Annotated in this window: 13 protein-coding genes and 1 tRNA gene; 10 read left to right on the top strand and 4 right to left on the bottom strand. The window is 54.3% G+C overall.

The features are described 5' to 3' along the window. Window positions 1-29: 29 nt before the first annotated feature. Entirely contained in the window at window positions 30-1679 is a 1650-nt protein-coding gene (locus SV7mr_RS07800; RefSeq protein WP_145270783.1) for a TlpA family protein disulfide reductase, read from the top strand. 41 nt (window positions 1680-1720) lie between these two features. Here the strand turns inward: SV7mr_RS07800 and SV7mr_RS07795 are convergent, their stop codons facing one another. The 3 genes from SV7mr_RS07795 to SV7mr_RS07785 form a co-directional block, all read right to left on the bottom strand. Next, entirely contained in the window at window positions 1721-3391 is a 1671-nt protein-coding gene (locus tag SV7mr_RS07795) for a hypothetical protein (protein ID WP_145270781.1), read from the bottom strand. A gap of 363 nt (window positions 3392-3754) precedes the next feature. Continuing rightward, a tRNA-Ser gene (locus SV7mr_RS07790) sits at window positions 3755-3841 on the bottom strand. A gap of 422 nt (window positions 3842-4263) precedes the next feature. Beyond that, entirely contained in the window at window positions 4264-4908 is a 645-nt protein-coding gene (locus SV7mr_RS07785) for a hypothetical protein (protein WP_145270779.1), read from the bottom strand. 266 nt (window positions 4909-5174) lie between these two features. On the opposite strand from SV7mr_RS07785, the gene hpt reads away from it, so the two are divergent. The 9 genes from hpt (at window position 5175) to SV7mr_RS07740 (ending at window position 17340) form a co-directional block, all read left to right on the top strand. After that, complete coding sequence (gene hpt / locus SV7mr_RS07780; protein ID WP_145270777.1) at window positions 5175-5756, top strand: hypoxanthine phosphoribosyltransferase; 582 nt, start codon at window positions 5175-5177, stop codon at window positions 5754-5756. A gap of 114 nt (window positions 5757-5870) precedes the next feature. Next, window positions 5871-7151, top strand: coding sequence for a glycosyltransferase family protein (locus SV7mr_RS07775; protein WP_419188229.1), 1281 nt, complete (start codon window positions 5871-5873; stop codon window positions 7149-7151). Further along, complete coding sequence (locus tag SV7mr_RS07770) at window positions 7148-8263, top strand: glycosyltransferase (RefSeq protein ID WP_145270773.1); 1116 nt, start codon at window positions 7148-7150, stop codon at window positions 8261-8263. Before SV7mr_RS07775 ends, SV7mr_RS07770 begins: the two co-directional genes overlap by 4 nt. 696 nt (window positions 8264-8959) lie before the next feature. Continuing rightward, window positions 8960-9514 carry a hypothetical protein gene (locus tag SV7mr_RS07765; protein ID WP_145270771.1) on the top strand — a complete coding sequence of 185 codons (555 nt, stop codon included), beginning with the start codon at window positions 8960-8962 and terminating at the stop codon, window positions 9512-9514. 457 nt (window positions 9515-9971) lie between these two features. After that, window positions 9972-12602 carry a DUF1592 domain-containing protein gene (locus tag SV7mr_RS07760; protein ID WP_145270769.1) on the top strand — a complete coding sequence of 877 codons (2631 nt, stop codon included), beginning with the start codon at window positions 9972-9974 and terminating at the stop codon, window positions 12600-12602. Window positions 12603-12681: 79 nt separating this feature from the next. Then, window positions 12682-14076 carry a DUF1552 domain-containing protein gene (locus SV7mr_RS07755; RefSeq protein ID WP_145270767.1) on the top strand — a complete coding sequence of 465 codons (1395 nt, stop codon included), beginning with the start codon at window positions 12682-12684 and terminating at the stop codon, window positions 14074-14076. Between the two features lie 211 nt (window positions 14077-14287). Then, window positions 14288-14491, top strand: coding sequence for a hypothetical protein (locus tag SV7mr_RS07750; RefSeq protein ID WP_145270765.1), 204 nt, complete (start codon window positions 14288-14290; stop codon window positions 14489-14491). A 218-nt stretch (window positions 14492-14709) separates the two neighbouring features. Further along, the gene (locus SV7mr_RS07745) at window positions 14710-15774 is read left to right on the top strand and encodes a PLP-dependent cysteine synthase family protein (protein WP_145270763.1); all 1065 of its coding nucleotides are present in this window, start codon (window positions 14710-14712) and stop codon (window positions 15772-15774) included. Window positions 15775-16395: 621 nt separating this feature from the next. Continuing rightward, on the top strand, window positions 16396-17340 hold the full coding sequence (locus SV7mr_RS07740) for an IS110 family RNA-guided transposase (RefSeq protein ID WP_145270761.1): 945 nt from the start codon (window positions 16396-16398) through the stop codon (window positions 17338-17340). An 88-nt stretch (window positions 17341-17428) separates the two neighbouring features. Here SV7mr_RS07740 and SV7mr_RS07735 read toward each other — a convergent pair whose 3' ends face one another. Then, window positions 17429-17764, bottom strand: a complete 336-nt coding sequence (locus SV7mr_RS07735) for a tetratricopeptide repeat protein (protein WP_145270759.1) — start codon at window positions 17762-17764, stop codon at window positions 17429-17431. Window positions 17765-17866: the final 102 nt, after the last annotated feature.

Here is a 17866-nt window from a genome sequence, read left to right as displayed (position 1 = left end):
GCTCGCCTCCGTCTGCCCCAAACACTTCTATGCCTTGGCTTTCTCTGTTTTCTCGCAGCGCAATTGTTGCTGTGACTGGATTTTCACTGTTGCTTTTGCAGGGCTGTTCGCCGTCCAAAGAGCAGGCAGCATCCGATCCGGATCAGCAGGCGAAACTTGCCCAGAAAGACTCAGAGGCTAATCCCCCACCGGTTAGTGGAGGGCCGGATTCCGCTGAAGTGATCGCTGCTCCGTCCGGCATGGCCGCTGAATCCACTGGGTCCAACCAGCCATCGGGCGTCAAACCGCTTCCTGAAAAGTCAGCAACGAACGACGAGCAAGCCGACAGCAATCGCCTTCGGCAAAAGCGTCTTCCCGAAGATCTGACGCCGCAGCAACTGCTACAGTACATCGAGGGCGCCGATCGCGATCTACAGGTTCTTAATAACGCTCGCGCACCGGTCGACGGAGTCATTCAGCGGCGTCAAGCGGCAATGGAGATCATCGGGGTCAAGCTTCAGGCGTCTCGGCGCGTCCAGGCTCATCAAGAAGCGACCCCCGAACAACAGAATTCAGGCATTCGCGGCGAACTTCAGTCTCTGTCCCACTTAACCGGCATGGGAGATGTTAGCGCCGCTCAGGAGCTTCGCGAACTTGCCAAGAAGCACCTTCATTCTGATCAGCCGCTGGTCGCTGCAGACTCACGCATCACCACGATTGGGTTTGCGATCAACGATCTTTACGCTGGCGTGCCTCAGGCGGCCGACCAAATTGTCGAACTGGTCAATGGAATCGTCAGCCGCCCCGGGACCGACGTACCGGCGATCCTGATCATGGCTCGAGCACGCGAACTGCTGACCGATTATGGTCATTTGGATCAAGCGATTCTGGTTCGCGCAAAGATCTTGGAACTTTTTGGTGACGCAACCGACCCGATGATTGCTCGCATTGCTGACGAAGCTGCGGGGACGGTCAAGTTCGACGCCGTGGAACGCATGATCTTGGATCACCAAGGTGGCGCACCGGTCAAAATCGACGACTGGAATGCTGCGGTTGAGGAACTCTTGTCCGACTCGTCCGATCAGATCACCGTCGGCTATCTCATCGGCGCCGCGTTGGGATTTGAATTCGCTGGTGACAACACACTCGTGGACGCGACCTTTGCGCAGCTCAATTCGTCTGTCCCCGAAACCCTTGCACAAGTTCGCCAGCAAATCGCCGCCGCCCAGGCCGCCTCTCAAGCACGCCAAGATGTGATCGGCAGTGAGATGGGATTTGCTGACTTGCCCAGCGCTCCGGGAACCAGCGTGAACCGAGAAGAACTAAAGAACAAGGTTGTGTTGATGCCGTTTTGGTCAGTCGCCTTCGGCGCCAACGCACTAAGTATTCTGCCAGAACTCTTGGAATTAAAGAAACAGTACCCGCAGCAGGTCACCATCGTAGGCATGAATCTGGACACCGCGGAAGCGAGACTCGAAGAGTTTTATCTGCAAAGCAGATTAGACTTCCCAAGCTTTCACAGCGTGTCATCCTCTGACATGCAGCAGCCCAATCCCGTCGCGGTTCGGTTTGGAGTGGTCAACATGCCGTTCATGGCGGTCTTTGACAAAGATGGCAAAACGGATTCGCTGCACTTGAATTCAACCAGCTTGACGCAGCGCGTGGACGCTCTGCTGAATCAGCCCACGACAGCACCGTAGACGATTCAAAGGTCTTTCGTTCAAGCGACAGCGCTGATGCATCACAGCGCTGAATTCGCCGGTGTTGACATCGGTGCGCCGGGGGCGACCGGGGCAACAACTGGCGTGTTGATCGGTTGTGGCGGATAGTCAAATCGTCCATAAGACTTTGCGCTAACTCGCACGGGCTTTCCGCCGCTGGTGCCTCGTACCCCGGCCATGATGCGATGAGAGAGGTGCGCGACGTTACGAATCTCTTGCAAATTGAACTCAACCGTCGTCGCGTTTTGCTGCTCAGCTTCGCTGACCACGCGCTCTAAGTGCTTGGTCAGCATGGCAGCGGAATCTTGTGCGGGAATCTGCTGAATCAACGCCTCATCTGAGTTTCCAGTGCAGGGCTCACGAAAGTTATCTGACAGCGAGATGATGGTCTTGCCGGAGCTAAGCACACTGATCAATTGCCAAGACACTTGATCGTTTGCACTGTCGTACTCCATCTCGGACACCACGACGTTTTGGCAGCCCAATTGAATGGATGCGGACGCCAAGTATTCCTCGCGCTGCCATTGGAGTGAACCGGCTTCACTAAAACCGATCTCAGAGAGTTTCCAGGCCTGCTCTTTAAGTTTGCCTGTCAATGGAATCGAGGCCACCGCCATCAGCGGATCATCTCGATACTCGCGTGCCTTGGGCTCTGTGCCTTTCTCTGGCACTGCGGAACGATCCCACCGTGGAATATCGTCTATCGAGGAGTACTCGGGAGTGTAGGCAAGCTCGACTGCAGCCAATGGGTTGTGTGCGAACTTCTGCGCAATGGCGCCGATCGAGGCCGCAAGACCTGCAAAGATCATCGTGAAGCCCAGCAACTGGAAACTCCAAACGCCACTCGCTTTGCCAAAGTTCCCCAGCACCAGTAAGGCCCCGACACCTCCGACACAGAGCAGGGCCGAGGCGCCGATGTAAGCCAGTCGAGTCAGTTGAGTACCGCGTCCGTAACGCAATGGGTATCCAACGAGACTTAACAAGGCAAACGGTGCGGTAAGAATCCAGGCGAACAAATTGGGACCACCGCTGGCACAGATCGCAGTTCCAGCGGCAAGCAGCAAGCCACCGAGAAGGAACATCACCAGCCCGATCTCAGCGCGGGATTCACTGGACACCGGAACGAATGTCCATGCGGGCACCTCTTGCACCTGCTTGGGACCAAATTCAAGGCGGCCGGCACGCTGATAGGTCACCACATCTCCAAAAAACTCATCTGGTCCATAACGGCGAATCACTCCAGTTAGCGCGCCATTAGCGGCCAATTGATCATTGGCAAGCTTGACGTGGACAGGATTCGCAGAAAGCCTCAATAGCGTTCCGTAGGGATTCTCTTTCCCATCAACGGGGGACAGATCGACTTGAGTGATCCCCTCTTCCCAGAATCGGCGCAATTGCAGCCATTGATTTTTACGAAGCTCTGCGATGTGATCGTCATCCTTGTTGAATTCTCTATCAATCACCCTTTGGACCGGATCCAGATACGAAACGCCATGCAGAACCATCGGCTGCTTAGTGAGCGACTGGATCGCGTCGTCATCTTGCGATCCGAGTTGTTGCACTAAGTCGACATAGCGGATCGGCTCGGGCTGCAGTGACGACACAACGGATTGATGAACCAAATCGACACCGAAAAAGCCACCGATCATCAAACCGGCGGTTGCCATCAGACCGCCGAACAGAATTCGCATCGGTCGCGGCTGCAAAAATACCTCTTGGACCCTTTTGTTCATTTGTCGCTACTTTGCCGCTCGGGGCTCGTTCAAGGAAGGTGTGCAGAAAGCCTTAAAGGCTAGCTTGCCATTGAGGGCAAGGCCTCTTAATTTGCCACCAAGGTAGAATTCGGTGTCCGCCTATTGCGAACGACAGGCATAACCGGCACCTGAAATGCCCTCTCAGAGTGGCGGGCCGAGCCCATTTTGTTGCCTGAGACCTCAAGCAAAAGAATGCCCAGCAAAAGAATGCCCAGTGATGTGGCAATCACGAAACGCGAACAACATCCCAGGCAGGCAAACAAAAAACGCCTTGGCAGAACCAAGGCGTTTTCTAAAGAGCGGATGGGGTGGGATTCGAACCCACGGTAGAGTCTCCCCTACGCTAGTTTTCAAGACTAGAGCCTTCGTCCACTCGGCCACCCATCCTGTTGGTTTGTTTGCGTTGAATGACAGAAACGCGAACCTTGTATGCCATCATCATCGGTCACACGCTTGGACAACGTCGTATGCGACCCAATCTTGGCCGGTCGCTGCAAGCTTCAACGAAAGCCATTCTGCAGCAACAGGGTTTCTATCTAGTCAGAGAGTCTAATAAGAAATTCAGTCACTGCAAAGTGACCTAACCCAAAGAGAACGGTCGGTTTTTTGTATCCGCTCTGCGGCATCACGCTGGCGGGCGTGAAACAGACCTTTCGGCCCGTTTCCAGCTGAACAGAAACCGCGCCGATCGCCCATCATCCTAGCCATTGGATTGCCAAAGATCCTGGCCACTGAACCTTTGTAACCCAATGCAGCGGCCTGCTGGTAACCTGAGGCGAGCAGCAAACCGGATGAATTCGCACACCTGGCTAAGCTGCTTTCGTCGACGAGGAATCATCGTCACGGTCAGCCTGCGATTCGTCGCTGTCGGGGCGGTGCAGCGGTAGCGTTGCCGCGGTGCCAACGTCCTGTTGTTCGGCGTCCTGTTCTTGGTCCCATGGACCTTGGAAACTAGCCAAAATTTGTCCCGTTGCGTCGCTGACGACCAACTCATCTGGAGCCATTAACCAGGTTGCCTGCATTGAGCCCTGGGGCGTTTGCAACTGGAAAGTTCGACCGGCGTAGAAACCTTCGCGAATCAGGATCGACTCCGACAGAATCTTGGCTTCAAGTTCTGCTTCCTGCTCTGCGGAGGGGGCTGGATCGTCTTCAAGCTGCTGGTCGTCGCTGACTGGGGCTTCGTCGCTGACTGGGGCTTCGTCGCTGACGGTGTCGAGCGTTTGTGCGACGGGCTCAGGCTCGCCTTCCCGATCAGCTTGCATTTGGCCAACCGCTTCGCCATCTTGCCCGGCTTCGCACTCTAGACCGGCTTCACCATCCGCTGCCGCCTCGCACTCGGGAGGCGCACAGATTTGTAATCTGGATGGTGCCGCCACGGTTTCGTGTGCGTACGCTTCCGCGAGCCAGCGACGCAACTGATGTCGAACGGCTTGTAAGCGGTGTGAATTGGACATTCCAGCAACTTTCACAGATGTTTTGGGTAGGAAACCTCTGGATGTCGGGATCCTCGCAAACCGCTTTATCGGTACGATGCATCACATCCAGGATGTATCGTTCATCGGCCGAGGGCAGTTCTTAGTCGATGAATCACCGATTGACGTCGCAAAGTCAACGCAAATTCCCTATTGTGAATTCGTTGTCGTCAGCGACTTAGAAATCCAACCAAGAGTCCGCCAGCAGCCAATCGGGCGGAGTCGGAAACGAAAACAGTGAGCTGGGAATGCGAGTTTTGTTAAACGAGGAACAGCTGCACGCGGGCGTGGAGCGGCTGGCAGTAGAAATCGATCGTTATTACGGCAAAGAGCGGCCGTTAACGCTGGTGGCGGTGATGACTGGCAGCATAGTCTTATTCGCTGACTTGATTCGCCGGCTGTCCATGCCTCAGCGAGTCGGCGTGATCGGAGCGTCCAGTTACCGAGGCGGGACGAAGCCTGGTGAATTGACGGTCGATGCAAACATGCTGTTTGATGTCAAAGGTCGCGAGGTTCTGTTAGTCGACGACATTTTTGATACGGGGCAAACCCTCAGCCGTTTGGTCGCTGAACTTCAGCAGCAGGGCGCCGTTTCGGTGAAGACAGCGGTGTTGCTTCACAAGCATCGCCAGCACGAGGTTTCCTTAAGACCGGACTTTGTGGGCTTTGAAATCCCGGACGACTTTGTGGTTGGCTACGGTTTGGATTATCGTGACCTGTATCGAAACCTTCCTTACTTGGCTGTTCTCACCGACCAGGAAATTGCGGCCACCGATCGCGGCGAAGTGGCCACAATCGTTTCCCGAGATTCGCATGAGCAGCAAACCTAACGGTTCACGGAACGGTCTCGACCTGAACGGCCAGGGCAGGCAACCACAGAGTGGCATGCCTGTCGGATCACAACAGCTGAAGAGAAAATGGCGTCTCCGTTAAGAGTTCTATTGGTGGGAAGATACTTCTGGCCGTACGGCTCGGTTGATTCCGCTGGATTCTTGATGACCCTGGCTACCGCGTTCAAAGCGCGTGGCATTGACGTTCAGGTTTTGGCTTCGCGTCCCAGCACGGCGATGCCAACGTTCTATCTGTACCGAGACATCCCAGTCCACTGTCCGATCAAGCTCTTTCAGAAAGGCTGGGCGGTGCGTGGGGATCGCACGGCATCACGCTACGTCAAGCGACTTGGGCAGTGGATCGAAGACAACATGGCCGCGCGACAGGTGATGCTGGTCAATGGTGCCCAGGAAGAAGCATTGGCAGGTTTGCCTGCGTGTGAAGCGTTAAACATTCCCACGGCTGTTCGACTGAGCGGAGCAGGGCAGTGCAGCGATTTCGAGTTCTTCCGACAGTCGCGCGTCGGCAAGCGTTGCCGTCAAACCATGTTGAACGCTGACGCGGTGATCGTGCAGCATGCCGACGATCATCGGCAATGGATTGTGCAAGGCGGTGATGACCAAAAAACTCATCGCATCGGTCCAGCGATTGGCACGTCAACAGTGACACCAGAACAACGACAGGCGATGCGCCAAAGCCTTGGTGCGATCAATGGTGACTTGCACGTTCCGGAGGACCATGCGGTCTTGCTATCGATTCAGCAAATGCGTTCCGAATCCGGGCTCGCCGCATTGGTTGATTCAACGTATTCGCTCTCGCAATCGATTGGGCGTTTACAGTACTGGTTGATCGGCGATGGACCACGCCGAGAAAGCATCTTTGGTGCAATTCGTGCCGATGGACTGAGACAGAACCTAGCCATGCCGGGCTCCTTTGCAGACATGACGGATGTCTTTCACGCGGCGGACTTCCTGGTGCACAACGGTGACTGGGGCTGGGAACATCTTGTCCCCACCGCGATTCAGATGGGACTGCCCCTGTTGGTCGCAAATTCACTTGTCGCTCGACGGTTCTTTTCTGCTTCAACCAAACTGGTCAAACAACGAATTGCCGAAATTGCTGATTCACCTGAAATGGCCGCACCAACGGGTGCAGAACCAGGCCAATCCGTGTACTGGTTTGAAGCCGGCCACCCCCAGACTCTGCAACAGGCCGTCGCTGCCGTCGTGAATCGCTTGGACATTGCGCGTGAACGTGCCAACCAGTTACGGCGTACGCTACAGCATGACCAATCGTTTGATCGCGTGGTCGATCAATACGTTCATTTACTCCAACGCTTAGCGGCCAAAGCGGCACCACAAAATGTGTCAGGCGTTTCAGGTCAGACATCATGAGCAAGCTTAGAATCGCGTTCGTCATCCCAACCATGGACCAGGGAGGTGCTGAAAAGCAACTGGCATTGTTGGCGATTGGATTACCGAAGGACCAATTTGATGTCCATGTTTTCCTGCTCACACGCGATGGGCCACGCAGCGAAATGCTGCGATCCAATGACGTGCCCGTCACCGTTATCGGCAAACGATTCAAGCTTGATCCAAGTGCCTTGTTTCGCCTCAAACGCTGCTTGCAATCCTTTCAGCCAGACATTGTTCACACCTGGCTGTTCGCGGCAAACAGCTTCGGCCGAACAGCTGCATGGCTATCAAAGACGCCCACCATCATTGGCAGCGAGCGTTGTGTTGATCCGTGGAAACGCTGGTATCAATTCGCCATTGATCGCTGGCTAGCCAAACGCTCACAAGCGATCACCACCAACAGCCAAGGCATCGTCGAGTTCTATGCCCAGCACGGCATGGATCGTGATTTGTTTCGCGTCATTCCCAATGGCATTGCCTCACGTCAATCAGAATCGATTGATCGTCAACAAGCCTGCCAGCGACTGGGCATTGCCGAAGACCGGCGCATTGTGCTGGCTGTCGGCAGGCTGTGGCCTCAAAAACGCTATCGCGATCTCGTCTGGGCCGCAGAAATGATTTCGGCGGTCGATCCACTGATGACTTTAGTGATCATTGGAGATGGTCCGCAGAAGTATGAATTGCTTCGCTTTCGCGATGACGTGACCTCCCGTCAAGCCGTCACGTTCGTCGGCCATCGCGAGGACGTTGAACAGCTGCTCCCGCACGCCGAAGTTTTCTGGAATGGAAGCGAATACGAAGGGCAAAGCAATTCGATCATCGAAGCCATGCAAGCAGGTCTACCGGTGATCGCGAGCGACATTGCAGGCAATCGCGATTTAATCAAAGACCAAGTCACCGGCAAACTGGTCCCGTTGGGAGACCGCGCTGCACTCGCACAGGCAACTCTTGAACTGCTCCGATCTCCCGACCAAGCAGCCCTGCTGGGCAAACAAGCGAGCCGGTTCATTGAAGATCACTTCACCATCGAACAATTGATTCAGCGGCATGCCACTCTCTACCAAGAGCTCTGCACCGACGCTGGTTCATGATCGCAGCGACATGCACTGAGTTTTCGCGGACGATCCGGCCCATCTAGCGTCAACAGTGATCCCTCACAGCCCAGCGACACGGGGCAGGTCAGGAATTCAACCGCGTCCGCTCTGATGCTGGATGACCACGGAAACGCCGCGATTGGCGGTTCTTAGCCGTGTTGTGGGCTCCGGAACCGCAGTGTGACCAGAGTGCTGATTTGGATTTCAGCCGCGCCGGTTAGGCAAGCTTTTTCCGATCAATCAACTTGTATCGATCAGCGCCTGGTAACGGATTCCAGTCGTAACGGTCACGCCAACGCCCAACGCTTGAAAATGCGTTGAAACAATGTTTTTGGTTAAGTTGAAAGTTGAGACCGACGCGCCGACGGATACCATCAAGGCGTCGAAGCGAAATCCGGCAGGGCACCGTTTTTTAACCTCGACAGAATCGTTTGCTGGCACCGTTGCAACGCTTCGGTATGTCGGCGCACCGAACCTTGGACCACGACTCGGTGTTCGGCGTCCGCTGAATCTGTGACAAGACTCGCAGAGCAGCGACCACCCACACGGCGCAGCACACAACCCACTCTAAGTACAAGTCTGCTTTGCAGGCCGATTACTGAACCACCAAGGACGATGCTCCGAACCTGTGTTTAAGGACTCATTTGATCCACCACAGGTGACCATTCCCTCCTACTTGGCCGCTCGAACAAAATGGACATTCGAAATCCCCACCTACGAACGCTTGATGAAGTCGAGCTTCTCTTGGCCAATGCACGTCTACGTGACGAACTTGAACCGTATCGTGACGAGTCAATTGATTCGTCCACCGGAGAGATGTCGCTGCAGGTTGAGAACGAGTACCTCGCATCGATGTTAGCTTGGGAACGGGCTCCTGCACTGCCGATCAGTGACTGGTTTTCACCGCCTTTGCAGATGCTTCCCCCCGAGGCACTGGGCGACGAGCAATTGCCGAGTGCACTGCGGCAGGTGATTGGCAAACTGTTCGCTAAGAACATTGTGCTTCGCTGCACGGACCATTTAAGTGATCGCGAGCTGTACACCGTGATCTACCGTGACATCATGACGTGCTGCGAGAAAATGGTAGACGTCCCAGGCAAGGCATTGGAATGGATGTGTGTTGAAGACACGGACACTTGGTTGCGCTATTACGCCTCGCCTGTGGAGCGACGTCGCTACCAGGAAGAGCATCAAGTCGACTTGCCGCCATCGGCTGAACCGCCTCACCGCCGCCATCTTCCCCAGTAAAACACTCCGCAGGCCACCGAGAGAGCTCGTTCATCGCTGGCGGTCGCTCTGTGCCGACTAACAACCGCCAAACAGCGTGATTGGTGCTATCAACGAACCCGGTCAGAGGGTGGCAAACTGCCACCTCGGACGGTGAAGGTTCTCATTCGGCGAGGATTCAACTCGCTTTTCATAGCCAGATTTGCTATCATTTGAAGACAGACGTTTGCTGATCGCACGGCGAGCACTGATCGGAAGACGATCGGGTTGCCCTGATTCAGCACCGCCTGCCCACCTTCGGGACATGTCACTCCCCTACCTTGTCCCACTAACTGCAAATCAGTCGTTTGCCGGCGCAATGCATTTGTGTCTGCTGGAACAACGTCTCCATGCTTTGGCAATGCGATGATCGGTGTTAACGATCGACGTGTTGACTGGAAGCACACGTTTCCAAACGATATTCCTAACGATAGACGCTATGAAGTTGCTTTATTTCTGCTTGTTGGCAATCTGCTGCGCGAGTGTTGCCCCATCTGCATTGGCTGATGAACCCGCCATCACACTGCAAGCAGCACGCGCATTAGGACGTGCCAATTCGAACCTTTTGAATCCGCCTGCCAAACAGCAGACCGAAGCGACGGCGCGCCCCGATCAAGCGGAGCTTTATCAGGCCAATGTCACGTTTTACCATCAGTCATTGAAGCAAGTCCTGATCAAGAGCTGCCTTTCCTGTCATGGGCCCGACGAAGCGGAAGGACGACTCCGGATTGACCAACTGGACCCTGATTTGATCTCTGGCAAAAACGTTTCGCAGTGGCGTGAGATCTATCACGTGCTTAGCAATTCAGAAATGCCGCCAGAGGATGAACCGGAGGTTGCGTTAGCAGATCAAGACCGAGCAAAGATCATCGATTGGCTCAGCGAAGAAATGCGAAAAGCATCTGTCGTTCGCCGCAGCCAACAGACCCGCTCATCCTTTCGTCGGCTGACGAAATACGAATACAACTACGCGATCCAGGACCTGCTTGGCCTGTCTTATGAGATTGCTGAACCGCTGCCGCCAGAAACGGTTTCCGAGGAGGGCTTCAAAAACAACTCGGATCTGTTGCAGATGTCCACGATGCAGTTTGAAAGCTATCGCGCGATCGGCTTGAAAGCATTGCGGCGAGCGACCGTGATGGGTCCGCGTCCGGAACCTGTTCAGTACCGGATTGTCATGCAGGATGAATTAACACGTTTAACCTCTGGGAAAGAAGACCAATCGTTTCAATACGATGATGAATCAGCGAAGGGCAAGAAATCTCGCCAGCACCTTTACAATCGTCAGACCGGCCAGGCCATTCAATTTTCTAATGCCAAAGCGAATCCGCTGAAAGAGCCCATGACCAAGGACCAAGACGAGTCCGATCCCGTCGTTCTGGTCATGCCTCGTAATAATGAATTGAAGTTAAACCTGGATCGTTTTCTGCCCGACGAAGGCATCATGCGTGTCAGCATGCGGACGGGGCGTTCCACAAACCATCCCGACGAGTTCGCAGCGTTGCGTTTTGTCTTTAGTGCTCACACCAGCAACAACGCTAACTTTTCCCAGACCATTAGCAGGCAAGATCTGCCGATCACGGCAACCATCGATTCGCCTGAAACCGTCCACTTCGATATTGAACTCGGTGAAATCCAGCGCAACCCGTTTCGCAAGCTAACCACCACGTTCCCACGCCGCGACGAGTTCTTGCACATTCGCAACGTCTCCAATGCACACCGTCGTGATCAACCACTTCAGGTGTGGATGGAAAGCATTGAGATCACCGCTCCTTTCTACGAGCAATGGCCGCCAAAATCACACCAAGACATCTTCATCGCTAGCAAGCATCAAGACAACGAGGATCATTACGCGGTCGAAGTCTTGACTCACTTTTTGACTCGGCTCTGGCAGCGTCCTGTTCACGAGAGCGATGTGACACCTTACGTGAAGCTCTTTAAGACTTTCCGAACCGACTTCGAAAGCTTTGAAGGAGCCATGGTGGAAGTTTTGGCGACCGCGATGGCCAGCCCTGAGTTCCTGTACGTGATCCAAAAGCAGGAAAGCCCACGCGCAGCCGATGACGCAGAACGTCGCATCAACGACTTCGAACTTGCCAAACGTCTGTCACTGTTTCTGTGGTCCAGCTTGCCGGATGAACAGTTGTATGATCTTGCGAACCGTGGGACGCTCAGCGACCCCGAAGTTTTAGGCAAACAAGTTGATCGCATGCTGGCTGACCCTCGTGCCAAACGGTTTGCCACACACTTTGTCACTCAGTGGCTGGGACTTGATGGCCTTGATAGCATCACGCACATCAAGGATGCAGACCTTGCCGAAGCGATACGTCGCGAACCGATTGAACTGTTTCGCGAAGTCCTGAACCAGAATCATAGTGTCATGGATTTTTTGCATGCCGACTATGCTGTTGTCAATGAACGCTTGGCGGCCCACTATCGCATTCCAAATGTTCGCGGCCCTGACTTCCGCCCGGTGGCAATTGACCAGCGTGTTCAGCGCGGTGGCGTGATGACCTGTGCTGCCGTGTTGGCGATGAATTCAGATGGCAAGGATTCGCATCCACTGAAACGCGGTGTTTGGATGCTGGAGCGAATTCTCCATGATCCGCCTCCTCCGCCACCGCCGAATGTTCCTGAAGTCGATCTGACCGATCCTCGCATTTTGCAAATGACCTTGAAGGAACGGATTGCCGACCACCGTAACAAGCCGGCCTGTTTCTCGTGCCATGCAAGAATCGACCCCTGGGGAATTGCCTTCGAAAACTATGATGCGATGGGCTCTTTTCGCACGAAGATCAAAAATGCCCCAGTCGACGCCAGCGCGCAACTGTTCAACAAGCAAACGCTGGACGGAGTTGATGGCCTGAAGCGGTACCTGTTAACCGAGCGGCAAGACCAATTTGCTCGGGCAATGGTGCATAAAATGGCAACCTACGCGCTCGGACGGCCGATGTCCTTTGGTGATCATGCCGATCTTGAAACACTGACTCAGAAACTACGTCAAAACGACGACCAACTTCGCGATTTGGTACACTTGATCACGGAAAGTGATTTATTCCATTCGCCCTAACGCTTCCCTGCCTGCTGTTGAACTTAACCTTACTCGTCACGAAGACACATTGTCGGAACCTCACTTCAGGAATCGAACCATGAGCGATCAGTCCCAAGCATTCAGTCGGCGTGCCTTCCTGCGTGGAACCGGGGTTGCCCTGGCCCTGCCATGGATGGAAACCTTTGCCGATCAAACCCAAGCAGATCAAACGCCGCGTCGCTTTGTCAGTGTCTATCATCCCGATGGCGTTGGCCTGCCGCTAAAGACTGACCCGGCGTGGAAAGACTGGAGCTGGTTTCCCAGAGGTGGCGAACGCGACTTCGTGCTCACCAAGGTTCTTGATACGCTGGAACCCCTGCGCAACGACATCACGATTTACTCTGGACTGTCACACCCAGCCGCTCGGCAAGTTCACGGACACTCCAACGCAGACCAATATCTAACCGGTGCCGCCACTGGAGGCCATGGTCCCTACAAGAATTCCATTTCACTGGATCAAGTCTACGCAGAATACGCTGGCAAATTCACTCGCCATTCATCGTTGGTGATGTCAACCAACGGTGGCGTCGGTGGCCCTCGTGGTGCGCAGACACAATCCTTCAACCGCGAAGGGCGTCCGATCCCCGCGATGAACAAGCCCAAGCAGATCTTTGACACGCTGTTTGTTGCCAGCAGCAAAGATGCCGCTGCCAAGCTTGCGCGCAGCAAGAGCTCGCTGGACATGCTGATTGAAAACTCGCGTGCTCTGGGACGCAAGCTCTCCAAACATGATCAAGCGACACTGAAGCAATACCTCGATGCCGTTCGAGACACTGAAGTCAAACTTGCCAAAGCTCAACAGTGGATCGATACCCCCGTCCCGCAAGTTGACACACAGTTTTTACATCTGGACGCTGAACCCAAGGAAGCGCGACTGTACTTCCAGACCATGTACGAACTGATTTACTTGGCGTTCATGAGTGACTCCACGCGTGCGGCAACGTTCCAACTTGGACGCGAAAACGGTGAAGGCCCGCACGACTTGCTCGCCCGAGCAGTCGGCCTTGGCGGCGCTCATGGATTGACTCACGCGGTCAAGCAACCCAAAGGCTGGGAAAACCTGGGAACCTACAACCGCTACCAAGCCGAGGAGTTTGGTCGCTTCATCAAGCGGCTCAAGGATACCGATGAACCCGATGGCAATGGCAACATGCTTGACAATACTTTTGCCATGCATGGTTCGGCGTCCAGTAGTTTCCACCTGTCTCGCAACTATCCGATCATCTCTGCGGGCGGCAAAAATCTGGGCTTTGAGAACGGTCGCTACCTGAAGTTCGGTGTCGGCAACGAAGACAATCAAGCCGGTGCAGGCATCACCAGCGACGCCGGTTGGCGTGGCAAGGTCGAAATCGAAGAATTGCCACTGGCGAACTTATTTGTCACCATTTTGCAGCGTCTAGGTGTCGAAACCGACAGCTTCGCCGGCTACACCGGTACCCTCAAACGGGTCTAAACGTCGTGCCAGGGCGAACGCCAGTCCACAGGACGGGTGCGTTCTGGCAAACGAAAAAGAGCAGATGCAAAACGTCTTCCTGGAGAGGATTTCCATCCAGGAGCCTGCGTCATGGCCGCCGAAACTTGATCGATTTCCTCGAAGACCACTCAATGGCCCTCGCCCATTTCATGGACGATCCTAGGGGAAGCAAAGAGCATTGGCCGCTTCAATGCCAGATCTTCCAGCCAGCCGTTGCCAAGACTTGGATCAATGGCAAGCGGACACGGAAGCCCCGATTCCATCGACTCCTCATCCTGAATGCGTCTTGAAGTCACCAGTGCTTCAGCGATTCTTCGCGCCCGCCACCTTGGCACTGCGGATGATTCAGTGCATCATTTTCGCTGCTGACTTGAAATCGTCTGACATCGCTTGACAGACATCACTGGCCGACGCGTCCAAGTTGGCCAGCAAGCAGTTGACGACAACGCTCTTTATCACACCTCATCATGCTTGCGAAGCATGGCACTTTTCGCTTGCGAAGCATGGCAACTTGGTGTGTGGTATCGAACGAGTGCATGGAGCTTGTTTCCAGCAGTGCACCGGCGCGGTCGTTTGGATACTGTAAGGTTGAATCCCTCAAGGAATGATTCCATGAATCCCTGGCTCAGTCGTGCTCTGTATTTGATTCAATCCGATGTGAAACGGTCCTCTGACACGCACTTGATCAAGGTCGAGCTCCCGGCGCTGAAAAAGATTTCGCTGTACTTAAAAGATGAAAGCACTCATCCAACGGGCAGTCTCAAGCATCGACTGGCTCGGTCGCTGTTCCTGTATGGCCTGTGCAATGGCCAGATCAAAGAAGGGACAACGATTGTGGAATCTTCATCTGGCAACACGGCCGTTTCGGAAGCCTACTTCGCTCAGCTGCTAGGCCTGCCATTCATCGCTGTCATTCCTGAGGGGACATCGCAAGAAAAGATTGATCACATTAGCTTTTACAACGGCGAATGTCGCTGCGTTGACTCCTCAGCAATCTACTCCGAAGCGGCGCGAATCGCCGAAGAATTGGACGGCCACTACATGGACCAGTTCACCTACGCAGAACGGGCCACGGATTGGCGGGGCAACAATAACATTGCTGAGTCCATCTATGAACAAATGAGCTTTGAATCTCCGGCGATCCCCAATTGGATTGTTTGCAGTGCTGGCACCGGCGGGACGTCGGCAACCATTGGTCGCTACATTCGATACAGATCTCATGCCACACAGTTATGCGTAGCCGATCCCGCCGGGTCTGTGTTCTACGATTACTTCATGACCGGCGACAAAACCCTGGTCTCTGATCGCAGTTGCCGAGTGGAAGGCATCGGGCGACCACGCGTCGAACCGTCCTTCAATCGCTCGATCGTTGATCGCATGATCCAAGTTCCCGATGAAGCCACCTTTGGGACGCTGCGATTCTTAACCAAACTGCTTAACCGTCGCTGCGGTGGATCGACGGGCACGAACCTGTATGCCGCTTTCCAGATCATTGCCGAGTTAGCCAAACGCGAGGAACCCGCAACAGTGGTCTCGATGATCTGCGATGGTGGGGAACGGTACCTGGACACCTATCACAACGAGCAGTGGCTGACAGACCACCACTTCAACGTTCAACCGTACGTTGACCAACTAGAACATTTTTTCCAGACAGGGCAATGGCCTGAACTAGCCTGACACATTCCGTCCCCGTTTTAGGGCAACCCCATCACCGAACCGTCGCGAACGCCAAAGCGGCTGATGTGTTTTGTTGAAGGGGCGTGGTGAACCACAGAACTGCTGACCGCAAAACCGTAGGGTGCCGAGCTTGCACGCACCAAAAAACGTGGCAACGCCAACTGCAACCCGCCACAACGAAACCGTTGACCGTTCGTTGACTGAACTCTCCCGCTGGCGGGAGAGTCGAGCCTAAGCGAGGTGAGGGTGACGTGGTTGGCAACGCCAACCGCAATGCCGCCTCAACGAAACCCTCCCCGGCCGGCCAGTGAGACAACCATTGCTCCGCCTTGTAAACCTGCAAACTCACCAGCGCGCCACCACCGCAAACCGGCCGACCCTTGTATGTTACATTCTAGTGGTGTTTCGTTGGACACTACAGATGCAGTTGCTTTAGCCTCTGAGCGTAGCGAAGAGGCTAAAGCAACTGCGGCCGACGGCAGATCGTTGACCCTCGAGTGCTGCAACGCAGACACTGTGCGGGAGCCGGATCGTCGTCGGCCTTTGGTAAATAGCCCGTACAGCCGCCTGAGCCGAGACAAGCTCTCGAGCTCGCATTTGCAAGGAAGGGATACATCCAAGATGAGTTTTCAACACTTTATCGGAATCGATGTCTCAAAAGCCAAGCTTGATCTCGCGTTTGATGAACAAGCCACGACAACTGTCGTTCCCAATGATCCAAAGGGAATTGATGAGCTAGTGGATTTGTTGCCAGAAGCGAAGTCTTGCCTGATCGTAATTGAGGCCACTGGCAACTACGAACGTCCACTCGCTGTGCGACTTGTTGAAGCCGGCCATGTTGTCTCTGTGGTCAATCCAAGACAAGTGAGAGACTTTGCCAAAGCGATTGGACAATTGGCAAAGACTGACAAGATCGACGCACGCATCATCGCACTGTTTGGGAAATTGACGAGGCCCCGAGCCGTCGCCAAAACCAAGCAATTGCAGGGTGAATTGGATCAGCTTGTGACTCGAAGAAGACAGTTGATCGGCACCAGAACTGCCGAGAAGAACCGACAGGGACAAGCCGTGTCCGGAGCGGTTCGCAAGAGCATTCAGCGCGTTCTCGATGCAATCAACAAGGACATCAAAATGATTGATCGTGAGATCCAAAAGCTTGTGCAGTCTGATGATGACTGGAAGCATCGCGCCGAATTACTTGGGACGATGCCTGGTATCGGCGATGTGACATCAGCAACGATCATTGCAGAGTTACCAGAGCTTGGCGACCTGAACCGACGGGAAATCGCCTCGCTCGTTGGACTAGCACCGTTCAACCGGGACAGCGGGCAGATGCGAGGCAAGCGTTCGATTTTTGGAGGCCGTGGATCAGTGCGATCGGCGCTCTACATGGCCGCACTGAGTGCTCGCCGATACAACCCAGCGATCGCAGCCTTCTCCAAGAGACTGACCGAACAAGGCAAGCCTCCAAAGGTCGTTATTGCCGCATGCATGCGCAAAATCCTCATCACACTCAACACAATGGTCAAAACAAATACAACATGGGAAAATCCACAAAACGCTTGACATCTAACACAGCCGCTCCCGCAAGCGGGAGGGGGTTGCTGATAGAAACCGTATCAAACGCTCATGCGGTTGATGGGTGCCGCGTTGCTTAGCGACCTTCAATCGTTTTGGCTTTCGCCATCGCGTCTTCGGCTTTGGTGATGTAGGCCTGATCTTGCGTGCCAGCCCAGGCACGTTGATACGTCACGCTTAGTGCAGTGAAATTAAAGGAATCGTTTGGCTCAATTTCACAGGCTTTCTCACCATGCTGAACGGCCAGTTCGTGCTGTCCAGTTTTAGTGTAAACACGTGACAAAGCGAGATGAGCCATGACAAAGTTCTCGTCCTCTTCGGTCAGTGCAACCAAAGCTGGAATCGCTTCGTCATAGTTCTCGGCGTCAACTTGCTTTTCGATTTCGTTGTATCGCTTAAAAAGATCGCTCATGAATTCACTTTCGTGGTGGTGTTTGGTGTTTTAGTTGTTGCCGACAAGCACATTCGGGGCTCCGACAACAGGCTTGACAGGAACATGATGAGATCTAGTCAA

It is taken from the genome of Stieleria bergensis, assembly GCA_007745635.1.
Classification (GTDB): Bacteria; Planctomycetota; Planctomycetia; order Pirellulales; family Pirellulaceae; genus Stieleria; species Stieleria bergensis.
Note: the sequence above shows the minus strand (reverse complement) of the source record. Positions and strands in the feature narration are given on the sequence as shown.